Here is a 17,317-nt window from a genome sequence, read left to right as displayed (position 1 = left end):
TTTAACTGAAACAAATTCGGTCATGGCGATCTCCGTCATCCCGGCCTGTGACGGGACGACGGATACCGGATTTACCGCAACGCCACCAACCGCCCCAGCAGCATCGCGCTGGCGAGGTTCGCCGCTTTCGCCGCGCCCTCTTCATAATTGCCGGGCTTGGCGGTGAAAGCGAACTTGCGCGTCTTGCCGAAGCGGAGACCGCCGAAGCCCATCACCGCGGCAACCCCGCCCGCGACGTTCGCGCCCGACTGCAGCGCCTTGTCGGTTCCGCTAGACGCGTCGCTCTTCTCGACGAACTCGCCCTCGACCGCCACCGGCGCCTTGACGGTGATCACCGACTGTTTGCCGCTCGGCGCGATCAGCGTCATGCGCGAATAGTCGGCGCTGACCGACAGCGCGCTGTTGACCTGGAGGCCGCCGAAGCTGAACGCGCCGGGACGCTTTTGCTGGGAAAAGTCGATGAGATAGACGACGTCGATCACCCCGACCCCGGTTTCGCGGGCATAATTGTTCAGCGCCATGTTCGCCTGCCCGGCCGACATGTTGATCCCCATGCTGCTCATGCCCGATCCCATGAAGTCGCCCGGGATCATCAGCAGCGACGGCAGCGCCGACGGTTTGAAATAGGTCGCCTTGCCCTTGCTGCCCTTTTCGAGCGCGATGTTAATGTCGAGCGGGACTTCCTGCGACTTGGTCTTGGCGAGCGCCGTGTGGCCGAACAGGTCGGCGGCGGGCTGGACGGTGTAGCCGCCCGCGGTCAACTGGGCGACGAAGTCCGCATAGGCCGCATCGGTGATCGCCTGCATCATTTCGGGCGTCACGCCAACGAGTTCGCTCTTCGCCTTGGTCGTGCCCCCGAACGCGCCCATCAGACCGCCCGATGCCGCAGTGCGGTCGATCGATTCGAAGATAAAGCCGACGTTGAAGGCGCCGACGGTGACGTTGGTCACCCCCTTCGCGTTCGCGGGGCCCGATATCTTGACGGGCTCCACCTGTTCTGCGGCGACGTGGATGGGCTGGGCGAGCAACGCCAGCGCGGCGGCAGCCGACAGCAGCTTTTTCATGGATTCTGGTCCTCCGTCCCCCGCGGCCGGAATCAAACCGGCGGCAAGGGTTCCCCGAAGCGACCCACGGCCCCCGCATCGTTCAGATGCGGGGGCAAGTCAATAAGCTACTGGTTCTGCCATTTGAAATCGGCGGGCAGGATGCATTTGCCGGCATCGTAATTGCCGACGCTGCGGATGATTTCCTGATCGGCGGGCTCGATCCGGCGGCCGCTGATCTGGCTGTCGATCACCCGCCGGACGAGCGCGTCGAGCCGGGTGACGAGGTAACAGTCGATCGCCGGCGGCGCGTGCGGGTTGCCGACGCCGCTGTCGTCGGTCAGGAACAGGTACCGCGACTGCGTGGCTGCCGCCATCGCGCGCATCGCATATTCGGCCTTGTCGGCAACGCCGGAGGCGGCCACCGGGGTGATATGGATGCGCCTGGCACGCGCCGCCTCGGCCGCCGCCCATGTCCGGCCGAACTTGTCGTCGTGCGGCGGCGCATCGGCGACGAGCAGCAGCGACTTCACCGCATCAGGACGCCACGACTGGCCGACCGCGCGGATCAGTGCCTGATCCATCGCTTCGGGATAATCGCCCCCGCCGCTCGCATATTGCTGCGCAAGCTGTCCCTGCACGCGGCCGATGTCGCTGTCGAAGGCGATCGTCCGCGTGACATATTCGTCGCCGAGATCGCGATAGAAGACAAAGCCGATCCGGATGTCGAGATCGCGGTGCTTCGCGGTGATGGCGCCGATGATCGAGCGCAATTCGGCCTGCAGGTAACTGATTTCGTCGCCCATGCTCCCCGTGGTGTCGACGACGAGCATCAGGTCGAGCTTGCTGACCTTGGCCGCCGCCTGATTCGCGGTCAGCCCGACGGTCTGGCCACCTGGCGCGTCGGCGACGAGCACCGGCCGCGCGTCGGCAATGGTCCGGCCGGCCTTGCGTGCGGTGACCGTGATCCGTTCGCTCAGCCGGTCGAGGCCGGGGAAAAAGACCGCGCTGCCGTCGGCCTGCGTCGCCATGGTGATGCTGTTGCCGTCCGAACAGGTCACGACGACGTCGGCGAAGGGGATCGGCTGGCCGCTGCGGTCGTTCACCTTCACCGTGACGACACGCATCGTGTCGACGCGGGGCAGCACGCGAATTTCCTGTCCAAGGCTAGTCCGGTTCACATAGGCGGCATAAAGTTCGGGGTTGAGCAGGTCGTCATGCTCGCCCGCGGTCAATATGCCCGATTGCGGCTGCGGTTGCGGGCGTGGCCGCGGTGGGTATGGCGGCAATATCGTCGGGCTGGTCCGGGCATAATCGCTCGACGAACCCGCGGAAGGCGCGGCGGGAGGCGGCGGGCTTTCGACCGGCGCCGACATGTCAGCCGCGCCGCGCTCGGCGCTCGACCCGGTAACCACGACCGCCTCGGCACTTTCGTCCGAGCGCGCCTCGGGTGCATAAACCGGGGACGGCGGCGGCGGAGGTGGCGGCGGCGGAGGCGGCGGGGGTGGCGACGCCATCGGCATTGCCTCGTCACGCGAAACGCGGCCGCCTTTGGTTTTGTAACCCGCGTTCGATTGCTGCTGCGGCCGGGCTTCGGGGTCGAGACGCGGCAAGGGATCGGCGGTACGGCAAAAGCCCTGCTGACTGGCCGCGGGCTGCGCTTGGGCGACGGCAACCGGCAGGGGTGCGGGCGCAGACGCAAGAACGGCCAACATCGTGACGCCGGTCAGATATCGGCTACGCATCATCAATCTCCCCTCATGTGATACAATATCATGAGCCTGTCGCTCGGTCGCTGAACCGTGGCTGAACCGGGACGAATCGTTATATTGCCGAGGGTTAGGACGCTGTGCCGGCCGTCACACCAGCGAAACCCGCGCGCCCGCATGCCGCTCAATCCGACCGGCCAGCTCGAGCTCGAGGAGAACGAGCTGGACCGTTGTCGCGGCCTGACCCGATTGCCGGACCAACTCGTCGATCGCAACGGGCGTCGGTCCGAGCAGCGCGGCAACATCGCGCCGGTCGCCCTCGCCCGCGTCGATCGCGGCAGCCGAAAGGGCGCCGGCGGCTAGGGCAAAAGGCCGGACCGGTTCGCGGACCATGCGCGTATCGATCGGCCCGACCGCCTCGATCACGTCGTCGACATTCTGGATCAGCGTCGCGCCTTCGCGGATCAGCAGGTTGCAACCCTGCGCGCGGGGGTCGAGCGGCGAACCCGGCACCGCCATCACCTCGCGCCCGTAATCGCCGGCGCGGCGCGCGGTGATCAGCGATCCCGAACGGGGCGCCGCTTCGATCACCACCGTGCCATGCGCCATGCCGGCGATGATCCGGTTGCGCGACGGGAAATGGCGCGCGAGCGGTTCGGTCCCCGGCGGCTGTTCGGCGACGAGCAGCTGATCGCTCGCGATCTTTTCCTGCAACGCGGCATTCTCGGGCGGGAAAGCGATGTCGATCCCGCTGGCGATGACGCCCGCCGTCGATCCGCCGAGAGCGCCGATATGCGCCGCAGTGTCGACCCCGCGCGCAAGGCCGCTGACGACCGTGACATCCCGCGCAGCGAGATCTGCCGCAAGCTGACGCGCGAAGCGGCACGCCGCTGCCGAGGCATTGCGCGCGCCGACGATCGCGACACAAGGGCGGCGCAGCATCGCGGCATCGCCGCGCACGATGACGACCGGCGGCGCGCCCTCGACCTCGCACAGCAACGGCGAATAATCGTCTTCGTCACTGAAGATATGACGCGCGCCAAGCGCCGCGACCCGATCGATTTCACGCAGCACGGCGTCGGCGGGCGCGATACGGGGCCTCCCCGCACCACCCCGCAGCGCGAGATCGGGAAGCGCATCGAGCGCCGCCTCGCCCGAACCGAAACGCTGCATGAGCTGGTGCCAGCTTACCGGTCCGACATGCGGCGTGCGGATCAACCGCAGCCGCGCCAGCCGTTCGGCTGGCGTCACGCGGCGTTGTCCTGCTTCTTCGACCCGACCCGCGGCTCGGTCCCCGCGCGCAGCCGGACAATATTTTCGCGATGCCGCCACAACACGATCACCGCGAGACCGGCGAGACCGAGGGCATAGGCGGGATAGCCGAACGCCAGCGCCGCGACGGGTGCCGACACCGCGCCCACCATGCCGCCGAGCGACGAGATACGAAGCAGCAGCACGGTGCCGAGCCAGACGGCGGCAAAGACCAGCCCGATCGGCCAGCCGAGCGCAAAGGACAGGCCGAGCAAGGTCGCGACCCCCTTGCCGCCGCGAAACTTCAGCCACACCGGATAGCAATGGCCGATCATCGCCGCCGCCCCGGCGAGCATCGCGCCCGGTTCGGCCAGCTCGGGCACGAAATGCCGCGCCAGCAGCACCGCGACCGCGCCCTTGGCGCCATCGAGGATCAGCGTCGCCGCCGCCAGCCCCTTGCGCCCGGTCCGCAGCACATTGGTCGCGCCGATATTGCCCGATCCGATCTGTCTGAGGTCGCCCGCGCCGAACAGCCGGGTCAGGATGACGCCAAAGGGGATCGAACCGAGCAAATAGCCAAGCGCGATCAGCAAAAATATCGTCATGACACTCCCCGCTCCATCGGCGCCACTGTGGCGATGTTGAGCGGTTCAATCAACGGGTTCGAGTGCGTCATTTTCCATAATGGACAAACTCGCCAGCGGATTGAGCACAGCCCGGCCACCTGCTACGCCCCTGCCCATGTCATCCCCGTCCCGCGACGCGCCCATCCTCTTCTTCGACAGCGGCCTCGGCGGGCTAACCGTGCTGGGGCCGACGCGTGCGCTGCTGCCGACCGCGCCGATCGTCTACGCCGCCGACTATGCCGGGCTTCCCTATGGCCAGAAAAGCGAGGCCGAACTGGCGGCGCGCGTACCCGCGCTGCTCGGCCGGCTTGTCGAACGCTACCAGCCGCGGCTCGCGGTGATCGCGTGCAACACCGCGTCGACGATCGCGCTTGCTCACGTGCGCGCCGCGCTCGACCTGCCGATCGTCGGCACCGTGCCCGCGATCAAGCCCGCCGCCGAACTGACGCAAAGCGGCGTCATCGGCGTGCTCGGCACCGAAGCGACCGTCCGCCAGCCCTATGTCGACGATCTGAGCGCGAAATTTGCGGGCGGAAAAACGGTGCTGCGCCATGGCAGTCCCGGGCTCGTCACCGGCGCCGAGGCAAAATTGCGCGGCAATCCGGTCGACCCCGCCACTATCGCCCGCGCGATCGCGGGACTGCGCGACCAGCCGGGCGGCGACGCGATGGACGTGATCGTGCTTGCCTGTACCCATTTCCCGTTGCTCGAAAAGGAGCTGCAGGCAGCCGCCGGCCCCGGCGTCCGGCTGATCGACGGCGCCGCCGGTATCGCGCGCCGGATCGCCTATCTGACCGAAGGGCAGGACTGGCCGGCGACGGTAACGCCGGGCCTCGCCGTCTTCACGCGCAGCGACGACCGGCCGCCGCCGCCATTGGCCGTGCTGGCGCCCTATGGCATCGGCAGGATCGAGACGATCTAGCCGTCGTCGCCCTGCGCGCAGGACGCCATCCAGGCGCGGTCCTCGGCCTCCGGCCCTTCGCCATCGCGACCCGAGGTTTTGGGCATCGCGGCGCGCGCCGCTGCAGGCGTGCAATGCGCCGCTTCACCCTTTTTTCCGGCTTGCAGACGCCCCTCGCACAGCGACAATTGCCTGTCCGATGCACCCCAGCCGACCTTGGCAGCTTCGGCGGGCGCCTGTCCTGCACAATAGGTGTCGGTTTCCGAGCCGGGATCGCCGCAGATGCGATCGATCTCGACCACATTGCCCCGCGCGGTGCCGACGAAGCGCTGGACGTAATAGCGGTTGGTCGCAAAGTCGCTCTGCACTCCGCAGACACGCGTCCCCTGCTGCGCAAGTGCCTTGTAGGCGCAGATCGAGGAACCCTGCCAGCTTTCGCAGCTCATCCACAGCCCCTCGAACGGCGGCTTCGCGGGCTTCGACGCCGAAGCCCCGCTTGCCGACACCGCCACCGACAGGATCAAGACCTTCACTATCCGCATATCCGCGACCTCCTTCGACACGCCTTCTTCAGTCCCGGCCATAGCCGTATCGCGGCGGACCCGCGGTGCGCCCGATCACTCTGATCGATCGGGTGAATTGCGAATCGTTCGCACTGGATTTCCGCCTGATTCGACGTTATTGGCCCGCCTGTTAATAGCCGTCGGCGGGGGACGGCAACCAGCTGACAAGCGGGGCTGTAGTGAACTATAACGATATTTTCGCCCGGGCGATCGACCGACTGCACGAAGAGGGGCGCTACCGCGTCTTCATCGACATCCTGCGCAACAAGGGCGCCTTTCCGAACGCCCGCTGTTTTGCCGGCCACAACGGTCCGAAGCCGATCACCGTCTGGTGCTCGAACGACTATCTCGCGATGGGCCAGCACCCGAAGGTCGTCGCCGCGATGGAAGAGGCGCTGCACGATGTCGGCGCCGGTTCGGGCGGCACCCGCAACATCGGCGGCAACACCCATTATCATATCGATCTCGAGGCTGAACTCGCCGATTTGCACGGCAAGGAAGGCGCGCTGCTCTTCACCTCGGGCTATATCTCGAACGAAGCAACGCTCGGCACGCTCGGCAAGCTGCTGCCGAACTGCATCATTTATTCGGACGAGCTCAACCACGCCTCGATGATCGCGGGCATTCGCAACTCTGGCTGCGAAAAGCGCGTGTGGCGCCACAACGACCTTGCCCATCTCGAAGAATTGATGGCGCAGGACGATCCGGAAGCCGCGAAGCTGATCGCATTCGAAAGCGTCTATTCGATGGACGGCGATGTCGCCCCGATCCACGCGATCTGCGACCTTGCCGAAAAATATAACGCGCTGACCTATTGCGACGAAGTCCATGCCGTCGGCATGTACGGCCCGCGCGGCGGCGGCATCACCGACCGCGACGAGGCGGCGCACCGCGTCACGATCATCGAAGGCACGCTGGGCAAGGCATTCGGCGTGATGGGCGGCTATATCGCCGCCGACAAAAATATCATCGACGTCATCCGCTCCTATGCGCCGGGCTTCATTTTCACGACCAGCCTGTCGCCGGTGCTCGTCGCAGGCGTGCTCGCCAGCGTCCGCCATCTCAAGGCATCGAGCGTCGAGCGCGAGGCGCAGCAGGAAGCCGCCGCTTACCTCAAGCAATGCTTCCGCGACGCCGGCCTGCCGGTGATGGATTCGACGACGCATATCGTGCCGCTGATGGTCGGCGATCCGGTGCGCGCGAAGAAGATCAGCGACATCCTGCTCGCCGAATATGGCGTCTATGTGCAGCCGATCAATTTCCCGACCGTGCCGCGCGGCACCGAACGCCTGCGCTTCACGCCCGGCCCGGCGCACGACGAGGCGATGATGCGCGGACTGACGCAAGCGCTCGTCGAAATCTGGGACCGGCTGGAACTGCGCAAGGCGGCGTGACCGACACGCCGGGCTTTGACGAGGTCGTAAAGGGACGCCGCTCGATCCGCGGCTTCCTCGACAAACCGGTTCCGAAAGCGCTCATCGCCGAGGTGATCGAGGTCGCGATGCGCGCGCCCTCCTCGTTCAACAATCAGTGCTGGAATTTCGCGGTCGTCACCGGCGCTCCGCTCGACGCGATCCGCAAGGGCAACACCGACGGCATTCTGGCCGGCATCCCCGACAGCCGCGAATTTCGCCGCTTCGACGGCATCGCCGACGACCACCGCGCCCGCCAGATCGAGATCGCCAAGCAATTGTTCGGTGCGATGGGTATCGCGCGCGAAGACAAGGATGCGCGGCAGGACTGGGTCTTGCGCGGCTTTCGCCAGTTCGACGCGCCGGTCAGCATCGTCGTCACCTACGACCGTGTGCTGCTGGGCAGCGACATCGCGCCGTTCGATTGCGGCGCGGTGACCAACGCGCTCGTCAACGCCGCCTGGTCGCGCGGGCTCGGCTGCGTCATCAACAGCCAAGGCATCATGCAAAGCCCGGTCGTGCGCGAACATGCCGGCATCGCCGACGATCAGGTCATCATGATCTGCGTCGCGATGGGCTGGCCTGCGGAGGATTTCCCGGCGAACGCCGTCGTATCGAACCGCAAGCGCGTCGACGAGGCAGTCCGGTTCGTCGGCTTCGACGATTAGGTTGCCGACCGCATCATTCCCCAGAAATGCGGTCCGCCGCCCGGTACGTCCCATTCGACCTGCGTAACAAAGCCCAGCCGCTCATACAGCGGCACATTTTCTGCCGTCGCAGTTTCGAGCCAGCAAGACAGTCGCTCACGATCCGCCGCTGCCGTCTGCGCACGGATGATCCGCCCGCCATGGCCCTTGCCCTGATGCTCGGGGCGCACGCCGACATAGTGAAGATACCAGAAACGTCCCGTCGGGCGGTGGGCGTCGATGCCGCCCTGCACTTTCAGGCCGCGCGGCAGCGCGGAGCCAAAGGTCGCGACAAGCGGGATGACGGTGCGCAAAAACTCGATCATCCCGCCATGCGCCTGCCCGGGCGCACGCCATAGCGCCGCGGCTTCGTCGCCCGCCGAACGGAGCACGGTGCCCGCACGAAAGTCGGCGGGAACAAGCACATGGAAAAGCCCGCGAAGCGCGCGTGCACGATGCTCGGGATCAGGCAGGATCCACGACAGCGCAGGATCGGTCTGGAAAGCGAGCGCCAGCGTCACCTCGACACCGTCAAGCTGCGCTGCCGTTGCCCGTTCGATTGCCTCGCCCATCCGCCGCTCCCCCGTTTACGGAAGCATAGCAGCAAATCAGCCGCGCGCGAGACCGCCGCGGATCGCATAGCCTCGCGCCATGCTGCGGCAATGACCGGCCATCCCGGTCTCGCGGGCGAGCCCCGCGATGACGCGCCCGAGATCAGCGCGCGGAACGACGTGAAAATGGGCGAGCCACCCGAAGAATGCGCGCTTCCACAATGTCGGCAACCGGTCCTGCTGGCCGAAATCGATAATCTCTATTCGCCCGCCCGGTGCGAGATACCGTGCCGCATGCGCAAGCGCCGTGGCCCAGTCGGGAATCATCGACAGCGCGTAGCTGATGACGATGCGATCGAAGGTCTCACGCCCGAACAGGCCGGCGGGGTCGAAATCGCACGCATCACCTTCCGCGAGTATGGCGCGCCCGTCCAGCCCTGCCTTCGCAATCGCGCCGCGCGCCGTGTCGAGCATCGCGGCCGAGATATCGATGCCAAACAACCGCGCCTCGGGCCAGGCGCGGCCTGCAAGCACGAGATTGCGGCCGGTGCCGCATCCGATTTCGAGCACCGCGCCGCCCTGCGGCGGGGCGAGGCCCGCGATCATCTCGTCGCGACCGACGAGGAAATATTTTCGCGTGAAATCATAGAAGTGCCGCTGGTAGCGATAGATGCTGTCCATCAATTTGCTATGCGCGTCGCTCATCGTCATGCGGCCTTCAGAACATAGAGATGCACGCCGCCATAGATGGCCGAACGATCGCGGCGGGTATAGTCCCGTGACGCCTGGTCGCGATATTCCCAACGGTCGAGCAGCGCCTCTGGCAAGCGCCCCGGCAGCAAGCTCGGTTCGGCGGCCGTGCGGAACAGCACACGAGCGCCGGGCCGTGCGGTGCGGCTAACCTCAGTCCACAATGCGGTCAGCTGCACGTCGCTCATCCAGTCCTGCGCGTCGAGAAACACATAACGGTCGAAACTCGCTGCGTCGGCGGCGGCGAGCATGTCGGTCATATTCGCATGCAGCATCGTCACCCGCGCAGCGCGATCCCTGACCACGGCATGGTTTTCCGCCTGCAAATAGGGCGGCAGCGGTGCCTTGGCGCCCCTGCCGTAACGCCGCCCAAACGCCTGCCAGGCGAAATAATTCTCTTCGAGCGGAAAGTCGCAGGCGAGCTTTTCCAGTCGGGCGCGCAACACGTCCGCCATCGGCTTGCCGTCCGCAAGCGCGTCATATTGGGCCGGCGGAATACCGAGTCCGAAGAGCGACGAGCGCTGGTCGGTGATCCAGCGAATGAACCTGCGGTCGAAAAAAGGCGCGAATTTCGCATCGAAGATCGCGCGTTGCTCCTCAAGCGTCCTAGCTTCAAGAAACTGGCGCGGATCGACGCGGTGCAGGCGTGCGACAAGATGCGCGAGACCGATGAATCCGCCGAGCAGCCCGCGTTTGTGAAGTCCGTGCGCAAAACCGCTGATCCGGCGGCGGCCGCGAAGATCGCGACCTTCCCAGTAACGCCGTGTCGTATCGTCGAGATGGCTACGAACGAAAGCGTGATAGTCGCCGATATTCGCTCCATTGTCGGCCTCGGCGAAAAAGCGGCGGAAACTGTCGTAGTTCGGCAACCGCTGGATCGCCACGCGTTTCAGATGATTTAGCGCGACATGCGCGGTGTTAAGATCGACCGCAATGATTTCCGCGGGATCGGCGACCAGATAAGAAAAGACGTTGCACCCGCCGCTCGCGATCGTCGCGATCCGGTTGCCCGGCTCAATCGCCAGCGCTTCCATGTCGACGACCGGGTCCTCCCAGATCTGCGCATAGACGAGGCACCTGAAAGCGAGGGCAAAGGCACGGTCCAGAAGGCGTTGCTTGTGCTCGACATCGTCGCGGACAACGGCGGCGGCGATCTTGCGATTGGGTTGGCTGGCCATGGGCTTCGGTCTCCCGGGACAAGGTGGATCCGGGGCCGCGCATGCCAGCGATTGATGCGTTTTGTGCGTCGTTTCGGTGACAAACCGGCGACAGGATCAAAAAAATCCTGCCGCCGGTCATATCGTCAGTCGCGGCAGTATCCCTCGCCGTCCTTGACGATCAGGCATTCCTTCTTGCCGGCCAGATATTTGAGACCCGTTTCGTCGCCGTTGCCGCGGCGCAGGCTCAACTCCTCGCTGCCGCGCTTAAACTTGATGCCATGCTCGCTGTCGTTGCCGTCATAGGTCCCCTTGGTGTCGAGATCCGACTGCATCTCCAGCTTGTACTTGCCCGGCTCGCCCGGGGTAATAGTGACGAACATGCCTTCGACCCCGGTCCATTTGCCTGCCCAGCTCGCGAAGCGATGCGGTGCGGTCGCCGGGTCGGCGGCGGGATCGGTGGCGTCAGCCATCCCCTCGGGCGGCGTGGTCTCGACCGGGACCTCGGTGGTGGTGGTATCGGCCGGCGCGGGCGCCTCGGCCTTTTCGCAGCCGCTCAGCAGCACGAGCGCCGCCGCGCCGATCAGAAAGCTCTTTTGCATCTTGCTTCTCCTTCCCCGTCCAAACGCACGCATCGGGATAAGTATCCGCCTATCCCGCCAATATCTCCGCATAATGCTTGGGGTCCACATTGCCGCCCGACAGGGTGACCAACGTCGCATCGCCTAACTCGACCTTGCCTGCGAGCACCGCGGCGAGCGCCGCCGCGCCGCCGGGTTCGACGACAAGGTGCAATTTCTCGAACGCGACGCGCATCGCATGACGCACTTCCTCGCGCGTCACGACGACGCCGCGGACGCCGCGCGCCTGCAACACCGCGAAATTGATCGGCCAGGTCTGCGGCGTCTGGAGCGCGTCGCACTCTGTAGGATATGCCAGGTCCTCGACCGACAATATCTCGCCGGCTTCGAGACTGCGCTTCACATCATCCCAGCCTTCGGGCTCGACCGCGACGAGTTCGGTTTCGGGTAAGGCGAGAGCCAGCCCCGCCGAGAGCCCGCCGCCGCCGCAGCAGGCGATCACCTTGTCGGGGCCATCGATCCCGCGTTCCTGCATCTGCGCGCGCGCTTCGACCCCTGCCGTCCCCTGCCCCTCGATGATCCACGGATCGCCATAGGCGTGGACGAGCGTGCCGCCGCGCTCTTCGAGCAGTTTCGCCGCCACGGCGTCGCGCGATTCGGTCACGCGGTCGTAGAGCACGACCTCCGCCCCCAGCGCTCGCGTCGCGGCCAGCTTCATCTGCGGCGCATTGCTCGGCATGACGATCGTCGCCGCGATGCCGAGCCGCTTCGCTGCCCAGGCAACGCCCTGCGCATGGTTACCGCTCGAAACGCCGACCACACCCGCTGCCGCCTGTTCGGGCGTCAGGTCGGTCAGCCGGTACCAGGCACCGCGAATCTTGAACGCCCCGACGGGCTGCAGGCACTCGGCCTTGCACCAGATGGTTTTGCCATCGATCTCGATCGGCAGGAGCGGGGTTTGCGGGAGGAGTGCAGCGACTTTCGCCGCCGCGCGTTCGACACCTGCGAGCGACGGCGCGCGTGCCGGGTCGAGCAAGGGATCGGGGCTTTGCTGTGTCATGGCTTCGTCCTATAGGGCCGGGCATACAAGACAAGCCGCATAGGTAGGCGCAGGAGATTTTTCACATGAGCAAGATTCTGGTGATCGGCGCAGGCGGCGTCGGATCGGTCGCGGTGCACAAGATGGCGATGAACCCCGACATCTTTCCCGACATCACGCTCGCCAGCCGTCGCAAGTTCAAATGCGACGCGATCGCCGAGTCGGTCAAGGAACGCACCGGCGTCACGATCAAGACCGCCGAGGTCGATGCCGACCATATCGACGCGACCGCCGCCCTCATCCGCTCGATCGGCGCGACGCATGTCGTGAACCTTGCGCTCCCCTATCAGGACCTCACGATCATGGAGGCGTGCCTGTCGACCGGTGCGCACTATCTCGACACCGCAAACTACGAACCGCGGGACGAGGCGAAGTTCGAATATCACTGGCAGTGGGCGTATCACGACCGCTTCAAGGACGCCGGGCTGATGGCGCTGCTCGGATCGGGTTTCGACCCGGGAGTCACCAGCGTCTTCACCACCTGGCTCAAGAAGCATCATTTCGAGCGTATCGACACGCTCGACATCCTCGATTGCAACGGCGGCGATCACGGCCAGCATTTCGCGACCAACTTCAATCCCGAAATCAACATCCGCGAAGTAACCGCAGTCGCGCGCCACTGGGAAAATGGCGACTGGGTCGAAACCCCGCCGATGTCGGTGAAGCAGCAGTTCGATTTCGAGGCTGTCGGCCCGAAGAACATGTACCTCATGTATCATGAGGAAATTGAAAGCCTGAAGACGCACCTGCCCGAAATCCGGCGCATTCGTTTCTGGATGACTTTCGGCGACGCCTATATCCAGCACCTCACCGTGTTGCAGAATGTCGGCATGACGCGGATCGACCCGGTCATCTACGAAGGCCGCGAGATCATCCCGCTGCAATTCCTGAAAGCGGTGCTTCCCGAACCGTCGAGCCTCGGCGAGACCACGAAAGGCAAGACCAACATCGGTGTCATCGCCACCGGCCTTGCCAAGGACGGCAAGGAAAAGACGCTCTACCTCTATAACATCTGCGACCATGAGGACGCGTTTGCCGAAACGGGCAACCAAGCGGTCAGCTACACCACTGGCGTTCCCGCGATGATCGGCGCGGCAATGATGGTCACCGGCACATGGTCGGGCGACGGCGTGTTCAACATGGAACAGATGGATCCCGATCCCTTCATGGACATGCTGAACAAGCACGGCCTGCCGTGGCAGGTGAAGGAACTCGACGCGCCGCTGGCCTTCTGACGATGCGCAAACTGCTGGGAGCCATCGCCGCCGTGATCGCATCGGTCACGGCGCCCGCTGTCGCGCAAACGGAAGACGCATACGCTCCCGCGCGCGCGATCGTCGCCGACATCGGCAAGATCGTGACCCCGAACGGGGTGCAGGAAACGTTCGAGGTCACGCTCGGCGGCGCGCGGCAGGTCGTCAACGTGCGCGGCGCCGATCGCGACAATCCGCTGCTCATCTTTGTCCACGGCGGTCCGGGCGCGGTCGAGATGCCCTTCGCCTGGGCGTTCCAGCGACCTTGGGAAGATGTCTTCACCGTTGTGCAATATGATCAGCGCGGCGCCGGACGCTCCTATTCGCTCAACGATCCCGCCACGCTGGCTCCGACGATGACGCCCGAGCGTTACCGCGACGACGCCATCGAGCTGATCGAGCTTCTCAAAAAGCGCTATAACAAGCGCAAGGTCGTGCTGATGGGACATAGCTGGGGCTCGATCGTCGGCCTGTCGGTCGCCATGAAGCGCCCCGACCTCCTCTACGCCTATGTCGGCGTCGGCCAAGGCATCGATTTTCGCGAAGGCGAAAGGGCCGGCATGGCGTGGACACGTGCCAAGGCGCTGGCCGCAGGGAACAAAGAAGCGGTGCAGGCCATCGACGCCCTCGCCCCCTATCCGCAAGGCGAGTTCACCATCGCCAAGGCCGACGGCTGGCGCAAATATGCAATCCCCTACGGCTCGCTCATCTACAACAAGCCCGACCTCAAATATTATTTCCAGACCCCGCGCCTGTCGCCCGAATATGGCCCGGCAGACATACAGGCTTGGGGCAAGGGCAGCGAATTTTCGGTGACGACGCTGTGGCCGCGGCTCGCCGACGTCAGCTTCAAACCGGTGCGCAAGATCGACGTGCCGCTGGTCTTCCTGCTCGGCCGCCACGATTATACCGTGCCGTCGCCGGTCGCGGCCGAGTGGTTCGGCAAGGTGCAGGCGCCGTCGAAGACGCTCGTCTGGCTCGAACATTCGGCGCATATGCCGATGGTCGAGGAACCCGGAATCTTCTTCGCCGCGCTGCTCCGCGACGTCCTACCGCTCGCAAAGGACAAGCCATGACGCCCTATCTTGCGCCCATCGGACTGCTCGTCATCTCCAACATCTTCATGACCTTTGCCTGGTACGGCCATCTCGGCGACGTTTCGCGTCCGATGTGGCTGGCGATCCTGATCGCGTGGGGCATCGCCTTTTTCGAATATTGCCTCGCGGTGCCCGCGAACCGGATCGGTCATAGCGTCTATTCGACCGCCGAGCTGAAAACGATGCAGGAAGTGATCACCCTGCTGGTGTTCGCGGGTTTCGCCGTCTTCTGGCTCGGCGAGAAACTGACGGTCAACCATCTCGTCGGTTTTCTGCTAATCGCCGGCGGCGCCTTCTTCATCTTCAAGGGACCGATTGCCGCCTGATCCTCAGGGCGCTAGCCTCGCGTCAGCAGGAGGATGGGCGATGACGGACAAGCGGATGATCTCGCGGCGTGCATTCGGCACCGCCGCGGCCGGACTGGCGGCGCTGGGGAGCAGCGGGGCGACGGCAAAACCGGCAAAGCCGGAAGCCATCGCGACCGGCAAGCCCTTCATCATGACGACGTGGGATTTCGGGCCGGGGGCGAACGCTGTGGGATGGCCTATGCTGGTTTCGGGCGCCTCGGCGCTCGACGTCGTCGAGGCGGCGATTAACCATGTCGAGCTGCTCGGCGACTATTGGGTCGGCGCGGGCGGCGTCCCCAACGAGGTCGGCGAAACGACGCTCGATGCGATGATCATGTGGGGACCGACGCACGACGCCGGCGCGGTCGGCTGCCTCAAGCGGGTCAAGCGCGCCATTTCCGTGGCGCGCAAGGTGATGGAAGAAACCCAGCACAGCCTGATCGTCGGCGACGACGCAACGCGCTTCGCCGCGCGCATGGGCTTCGCCGAGACGTCGCTGACCAGCGTCGTGTCGCAGCAGGCGTGGGACAAATGGGCGGCCAAGGGCGAGAAGACCAACGCCTTCGCTCCCGAGCCGATCGGCAAGAATCCGAAGCTCGCCGGTCACGACACGGTCGGCTCTATTGCGCTCGATGCCGCAGGCAATCTTTGCGTGGGCTGCTCGACCAACGGGCGCGAGTTCAAGATCCCGGGGCGCGTCGGCGATTCGCCGATCATCGGCGCCGGGGCCTATTGCGATCAGGCAGTCGGCGCGGCGGTCGCGACGGGAAATGGCGACGTGATGATGCGGTTTCTCCCGACCTATCACGCCGTCGAACTGATGCGCGGCGGAATGGAACCGCAGGCGGCAGCCGAAGCCGCGATCCGGCGGATCGAGGACGCGGGTTATGAAATAGATGGCGGCATCGCGGTGATGCGCCGCGACGGCGCGCATGGCGGCGCCAAGACCGGCTGGAAAGACGAACCGTTCAGCTATTCGGTCCAGACCGCAGCAGGGAATGTGAAAGTCCCCGTCGCTTGAAAACGGCGCCCCGTCTCCACATTTAGCGACCGCGGAACCGACCCGCTTTCATCGCGAGCCAAAAAACTCTAGAGGCGCCCCATGGAAACCAGAGCCGGCGATCCCGGGGCGTTTGCCCGCTTCGACCTTACCCGCGTCCCCTCGCCCGCTTTCGTCGTCGACGCGGCGAAGATACGCGCGAACCTGTCGGTGCTGCGCCACATCGGCGACGCCTCCGGCGCCCGCGTGCTCGCAGCGCTCAAGGCCTTTTCGATGTGGTCGCTCGGCCCGACCGTCGCGACATATCTCGACGGCGTCTGCGCGTCGGGGCTCTACGAAGCGAAGCTCGGTCGCGAGGAATATGGCGGCGCACAGGGCGACAAGGAGGTCGCGACCTATTGCGCCGGTTACAAGGAATCCGATCTTCCCGAAATCGCGCGGCTGTCGGATCATCTGATCTTCAATTCGCCCGGCCAGATCGCCCGCTTCCGTCCGCTGCTCGACGATCTTCGCGCGGCGGGCGAACGCTTCGACGTCGGGCTGCGTATCAATCCGATGCACAGCGAGGGCGAAGTCGCCAAATATGATCCCGCCGCGCCGTGCAGCCGCCTTGGCTTCCCCGTCACCCAATTGCTCCCCGAACATCTGGAGGGCGTCGACGGCATCCATATGCACAGCCTGTGCGAACAGGATTTCCCGCCGCTCCAGCGGACGTGGAACGCTGTCCAGCCGATGCTGCGTCCCTTCTTCGGGCGGCTCAAATGGATCAATTTCGGCGGCGGGCACCACGTCACCCGCGCCGATTACCAGACCGACGACCTCATCGCTTTCCTGAAGCAGGTGCGCGCCGCGACCGATTGCGACGTGATGATCGAACCCGGCGAAGCGATCGCGCTCGACGCCGGCATCCTCGTCGGCGAAGTGCTCGACCTGTTCGACAACGGCATGCCCATCGGCATCACCGATATTTCGGCAACCTGCCACATGCCCGATGTGATCGAAGCGCCCTATCGCCCCGCGATGCTGGACGAAGGCAGCGAGGGGATGCCGACACGCCTCGGCGGCCCCTCGTGCCTCGCCGGCGACGTGATCGGCGACTACCGCCTGCCCGGCGGCGCCCGCGTCGGCCAACGCTTCGCCTTCCTCGACCAAGCGCATTATTCGATGGTCAAGACGAACAGCTTCAACGGCGTGCCGTTGCCGTCGATCTGGCTATGGGATAGCGAGACCGACGAACTGAAGCTGGTCCGCGAATTCGGTTACGAGGATTTCAAGACGCGGCTGGGGTGAG

The 17,317-nt window shown here is 65.3% G+C and carries 18 protein-coding genes; 8 read left to right on the top strand and 10 right to left on the bottom strand.

Annotated features, from left to right (window positions below):
* Positions 1-71: 71 nt before the first annotated feature.
* From AN936_RS07690 to plsY, 4 genes are all read right to left on the bottom strand, one after another.
* Complete coding sequence (locus tag AN936_RS07690) at positions 72-1,064, bottom strand: hypothetical protein (RefSeq protein WP_054587632.1); 993 nt, start codon at positions 1,062-1,064, stop codon at positions 72-74.
* A gap of 107 nt (positions 1,065-1,171) precedes the next feature.
* Positions 1,172-2,788: a VWA domain-containing protein gene (locus AN936_RS07685; protein ID WP_234715774.1), complete on the bottom strand. Its 1,617-nt coding sequence runs from the start codon at positions 2,786-2,788 to the stop codon at positions 1,172-1,174.
* A gap of 114 nt (positions 2,789-2,902) precedes the next feature.
* Positions 2,903-4,003, bottom strand: coding sequence for a DNA-processing protein DprA (gene dprA, locus AN936_RS07680; protein WP_054587631.1), 1,101 nt, complete (start codon positions 4,001-4,003; stop codon positions 2,903-2,905).
* A complete protein-coding gene (plsY, locus tag AN936_RS07675) occupies positions 4,000-4,608 on the bottom strand; it encodes a glycerol-3-phosphate 1-O-acyltransferase PlsY (RefSeq protein WP_054587630.1) in 609 nt (202 codons plus the stop codon). The genes dprA and plsY overlap by 4 nt, the downstream gene beginning before the upstream one ends.
* A gap of 136 nt (positions 4,609-4,744) precedes the next feature.
* Here plsY and murI point away from each other — a divergent pair, with 136 nt between their 5' ends.
* Entirely contained in the window at positions 4,745-5,551 is an 807-nt protein-coding gene (gene murI / locus AN936_RS07670; protein ID WP_054587629.1) for a glutamate racemase, read from the top strand.
* On the opposite strand, the gene AN936_RS07665 is transcribed toward murI, so the two are convergent.
* Positions 5,548-6,072 (bottom strand): hypothetical protein, encoded by a 525-nt coding sequence (locus tag AN936_RS07665; RefSeq protein WP_149037623.1) that lies wholly within the window; start codon positions 6,070-6,072, stop codon positions 5,548-5,550. The genes murI and AN936_RS07665 overlap by 4 nt on opposite strands.
* A 200-nt stretch (positions 6,073-6,272) precedes the next feature.
* Between AN936_RS07665 and hemA the strand changes: the two genes are divergently transcribed.
* Together hemA and AN936_RS07655 are read left to right on the top strand one after the other, a co-directional pair.
* The gene (gene hemA, locus AN936_RS07660; RefSeq protein ID WP_054587627.1) at positions 6,273-7,487 is read left to right on the top strand and encodes a 5-aminolevulinate synthase; all 1,215 of its coding nucleotides are present in this window, start codon (positions 6,273-6,275) and stop codon (positions 7,485-7,487) included.
* A complete protein-coding gene (locus tag AN936_RS07655; RefSeq protein ID WP_054587626.1) occupies positions 7,484-8,173 on the top strand; it encodes a nitroreductase in 690 nt (229 codons plus the stop codon). The genes hemA and AN936_RS07655 overlap by 4 nt, the downstream gene beginning before the upstream one ends.
* Here the strand turns inward: AN936_RS07655 and AN936_RS07650 are convergent.
* The 5 genes from AN936_RS07650 to AN936_RS07630 form a co-directional block, all read right to left on the bottom strand.
* Positions 8,170-8,763 (bottom strand): GNAT family N-acetyltransferase, encoded by a 594-nt coding sequence (locus tag AN936_RS07650; protein WP_054587625.1) that lies wholly within the window; start codon positions 8,761-8,763, stop codon positions 8,170-8,172. The genes AN936_RS07655 and AN936_RS07650 overlap by 4 nt on opposite strands.
* A 36-nt stretch (positions 8,764-8,799) precedes the next feature.
* Positions 8,800-9,447 (bottom strand): class I SAM-dependent methyltransferase, encoded by a 648-nt coding sequence (locus AN936_RS07645; protein WP_054587624.1) that lies wholly within the window; start codon positions 9,445-9,447, stop codon positions 8,800-8,802.
* A gap of 2 nt (positions 9,448-9,449) precedes the next feature.
* Positions 9,450-10,670, bottom strand: coding sequence for a DUF3419 family protein (locus AN936_RS07640; protein WP_054587623.1), 1,221 nt, complete (start codon positions 10,668-10,670; stop codon positions 9,450-9,452).
* Between the two features lie 125 nt (positions 10,671-10,795).
* Complete coding sequence (locus AN936_RS07635) at positions 10,796-11,251, bottom strand: hypothetical protein (protein WP_054587622.1); 456 nt, start codon at positions 11,249-11,251, stop codon at positions 10,796-10,798.
* 49 nt (positions 11,252-11,300) lie between these two features.
* Positions 11,301-12,290 carry a threonine ammonia-lyase gene (locus AN936_RS07630; RefSeq protein WP_054587621.1) on the bottom strand — a complete coding sequence of 330 codons (990 nt, stop codon included), beginning with the start codon at positions 12,288-12,290 and terminating at the stop codon, positions 11,301-11,303.
* Positions 12,291-12,355: 65 nt separating this feature from the next.
* On the opposite strand from AN936_RS07630, the gene AN936_RS07625 reads away from it, so the two are divergent.
* From AN936_RS07625 to AN936_RS07605, 5 genes are all read left to right on the top strand, one after another.
* Positions 12,356-13,564, top strand: a complete 1,209-nt coding sequence (locus tag AN936_RS07625) for a saccharopine dehydrogenase family protein (protein ID WP_054587620.1) — start codon at positions 12,356-12,358, stop codon at positions 13,562-13,564.
* Between the two features lie 2 nt (positions 13,565-13,566).
* Complete coding sequence (locus AN936_RS07620) at positions 13,567-14,658, top strand: alpha/beta fold hydrolase (RefSeq protein ID WP_054587619.1); 1,092 nt, start codon at positions 13,567-13,569, stop codon at positions 14,656-14,658.
* Entirely contained in the window at positions 14,655-15,005 is a 351-nt protein-coding gene (locus AN936_RS07615; RefSeq protein WP_054587618.1) for a DMT family protein, read from the top strand. Before AN936_RS07620 ends, AN936_RS07615 begins: the two co-directional genes overlap by 4 nt.
* A gap of 40 nt (positions 15,006-15,045) precedes the next feature.
* A complete protein-coding gene (locus tag AN936_RS07610; protein ID WP_054587617.1) occupies positions 15,046-16,047 on the top strand; it encodes a N(4)-(beta-N-acetylglucosaminyl)-L-asparaginase in 1,002 nt (333 codons plus the stop codon).
* Between the two features lie 81 nt (positions 16,048-16,128).
* Positions 16,129-17,316, top strand: a complete 1,188-nt coding sequence (locus AN936_RS07605; RefSeq protein ID WP_054587616.1) for a carboxynorspermidine decarboxylase — start codon at positions 16,129-16,131, stop codon at positions 17,314-17,316.
* Position 17,317: the final 1 nt, after the last annotated feature.

This window comes from Sphingopyxis macrogoltabida (assembly GCF_001307295.1).
GTDB classification, from domain to species: Bacteria; Pseudomonadota; Alphaproteobacteria; order Sphingomonadales; family Sphingomonadaceae; genus Sphingopyxis; species Sphingopyxis macrogoltabida_B.
This window is presented reverse-complemented; position numbering and strand designations above follow the sequence as displayed.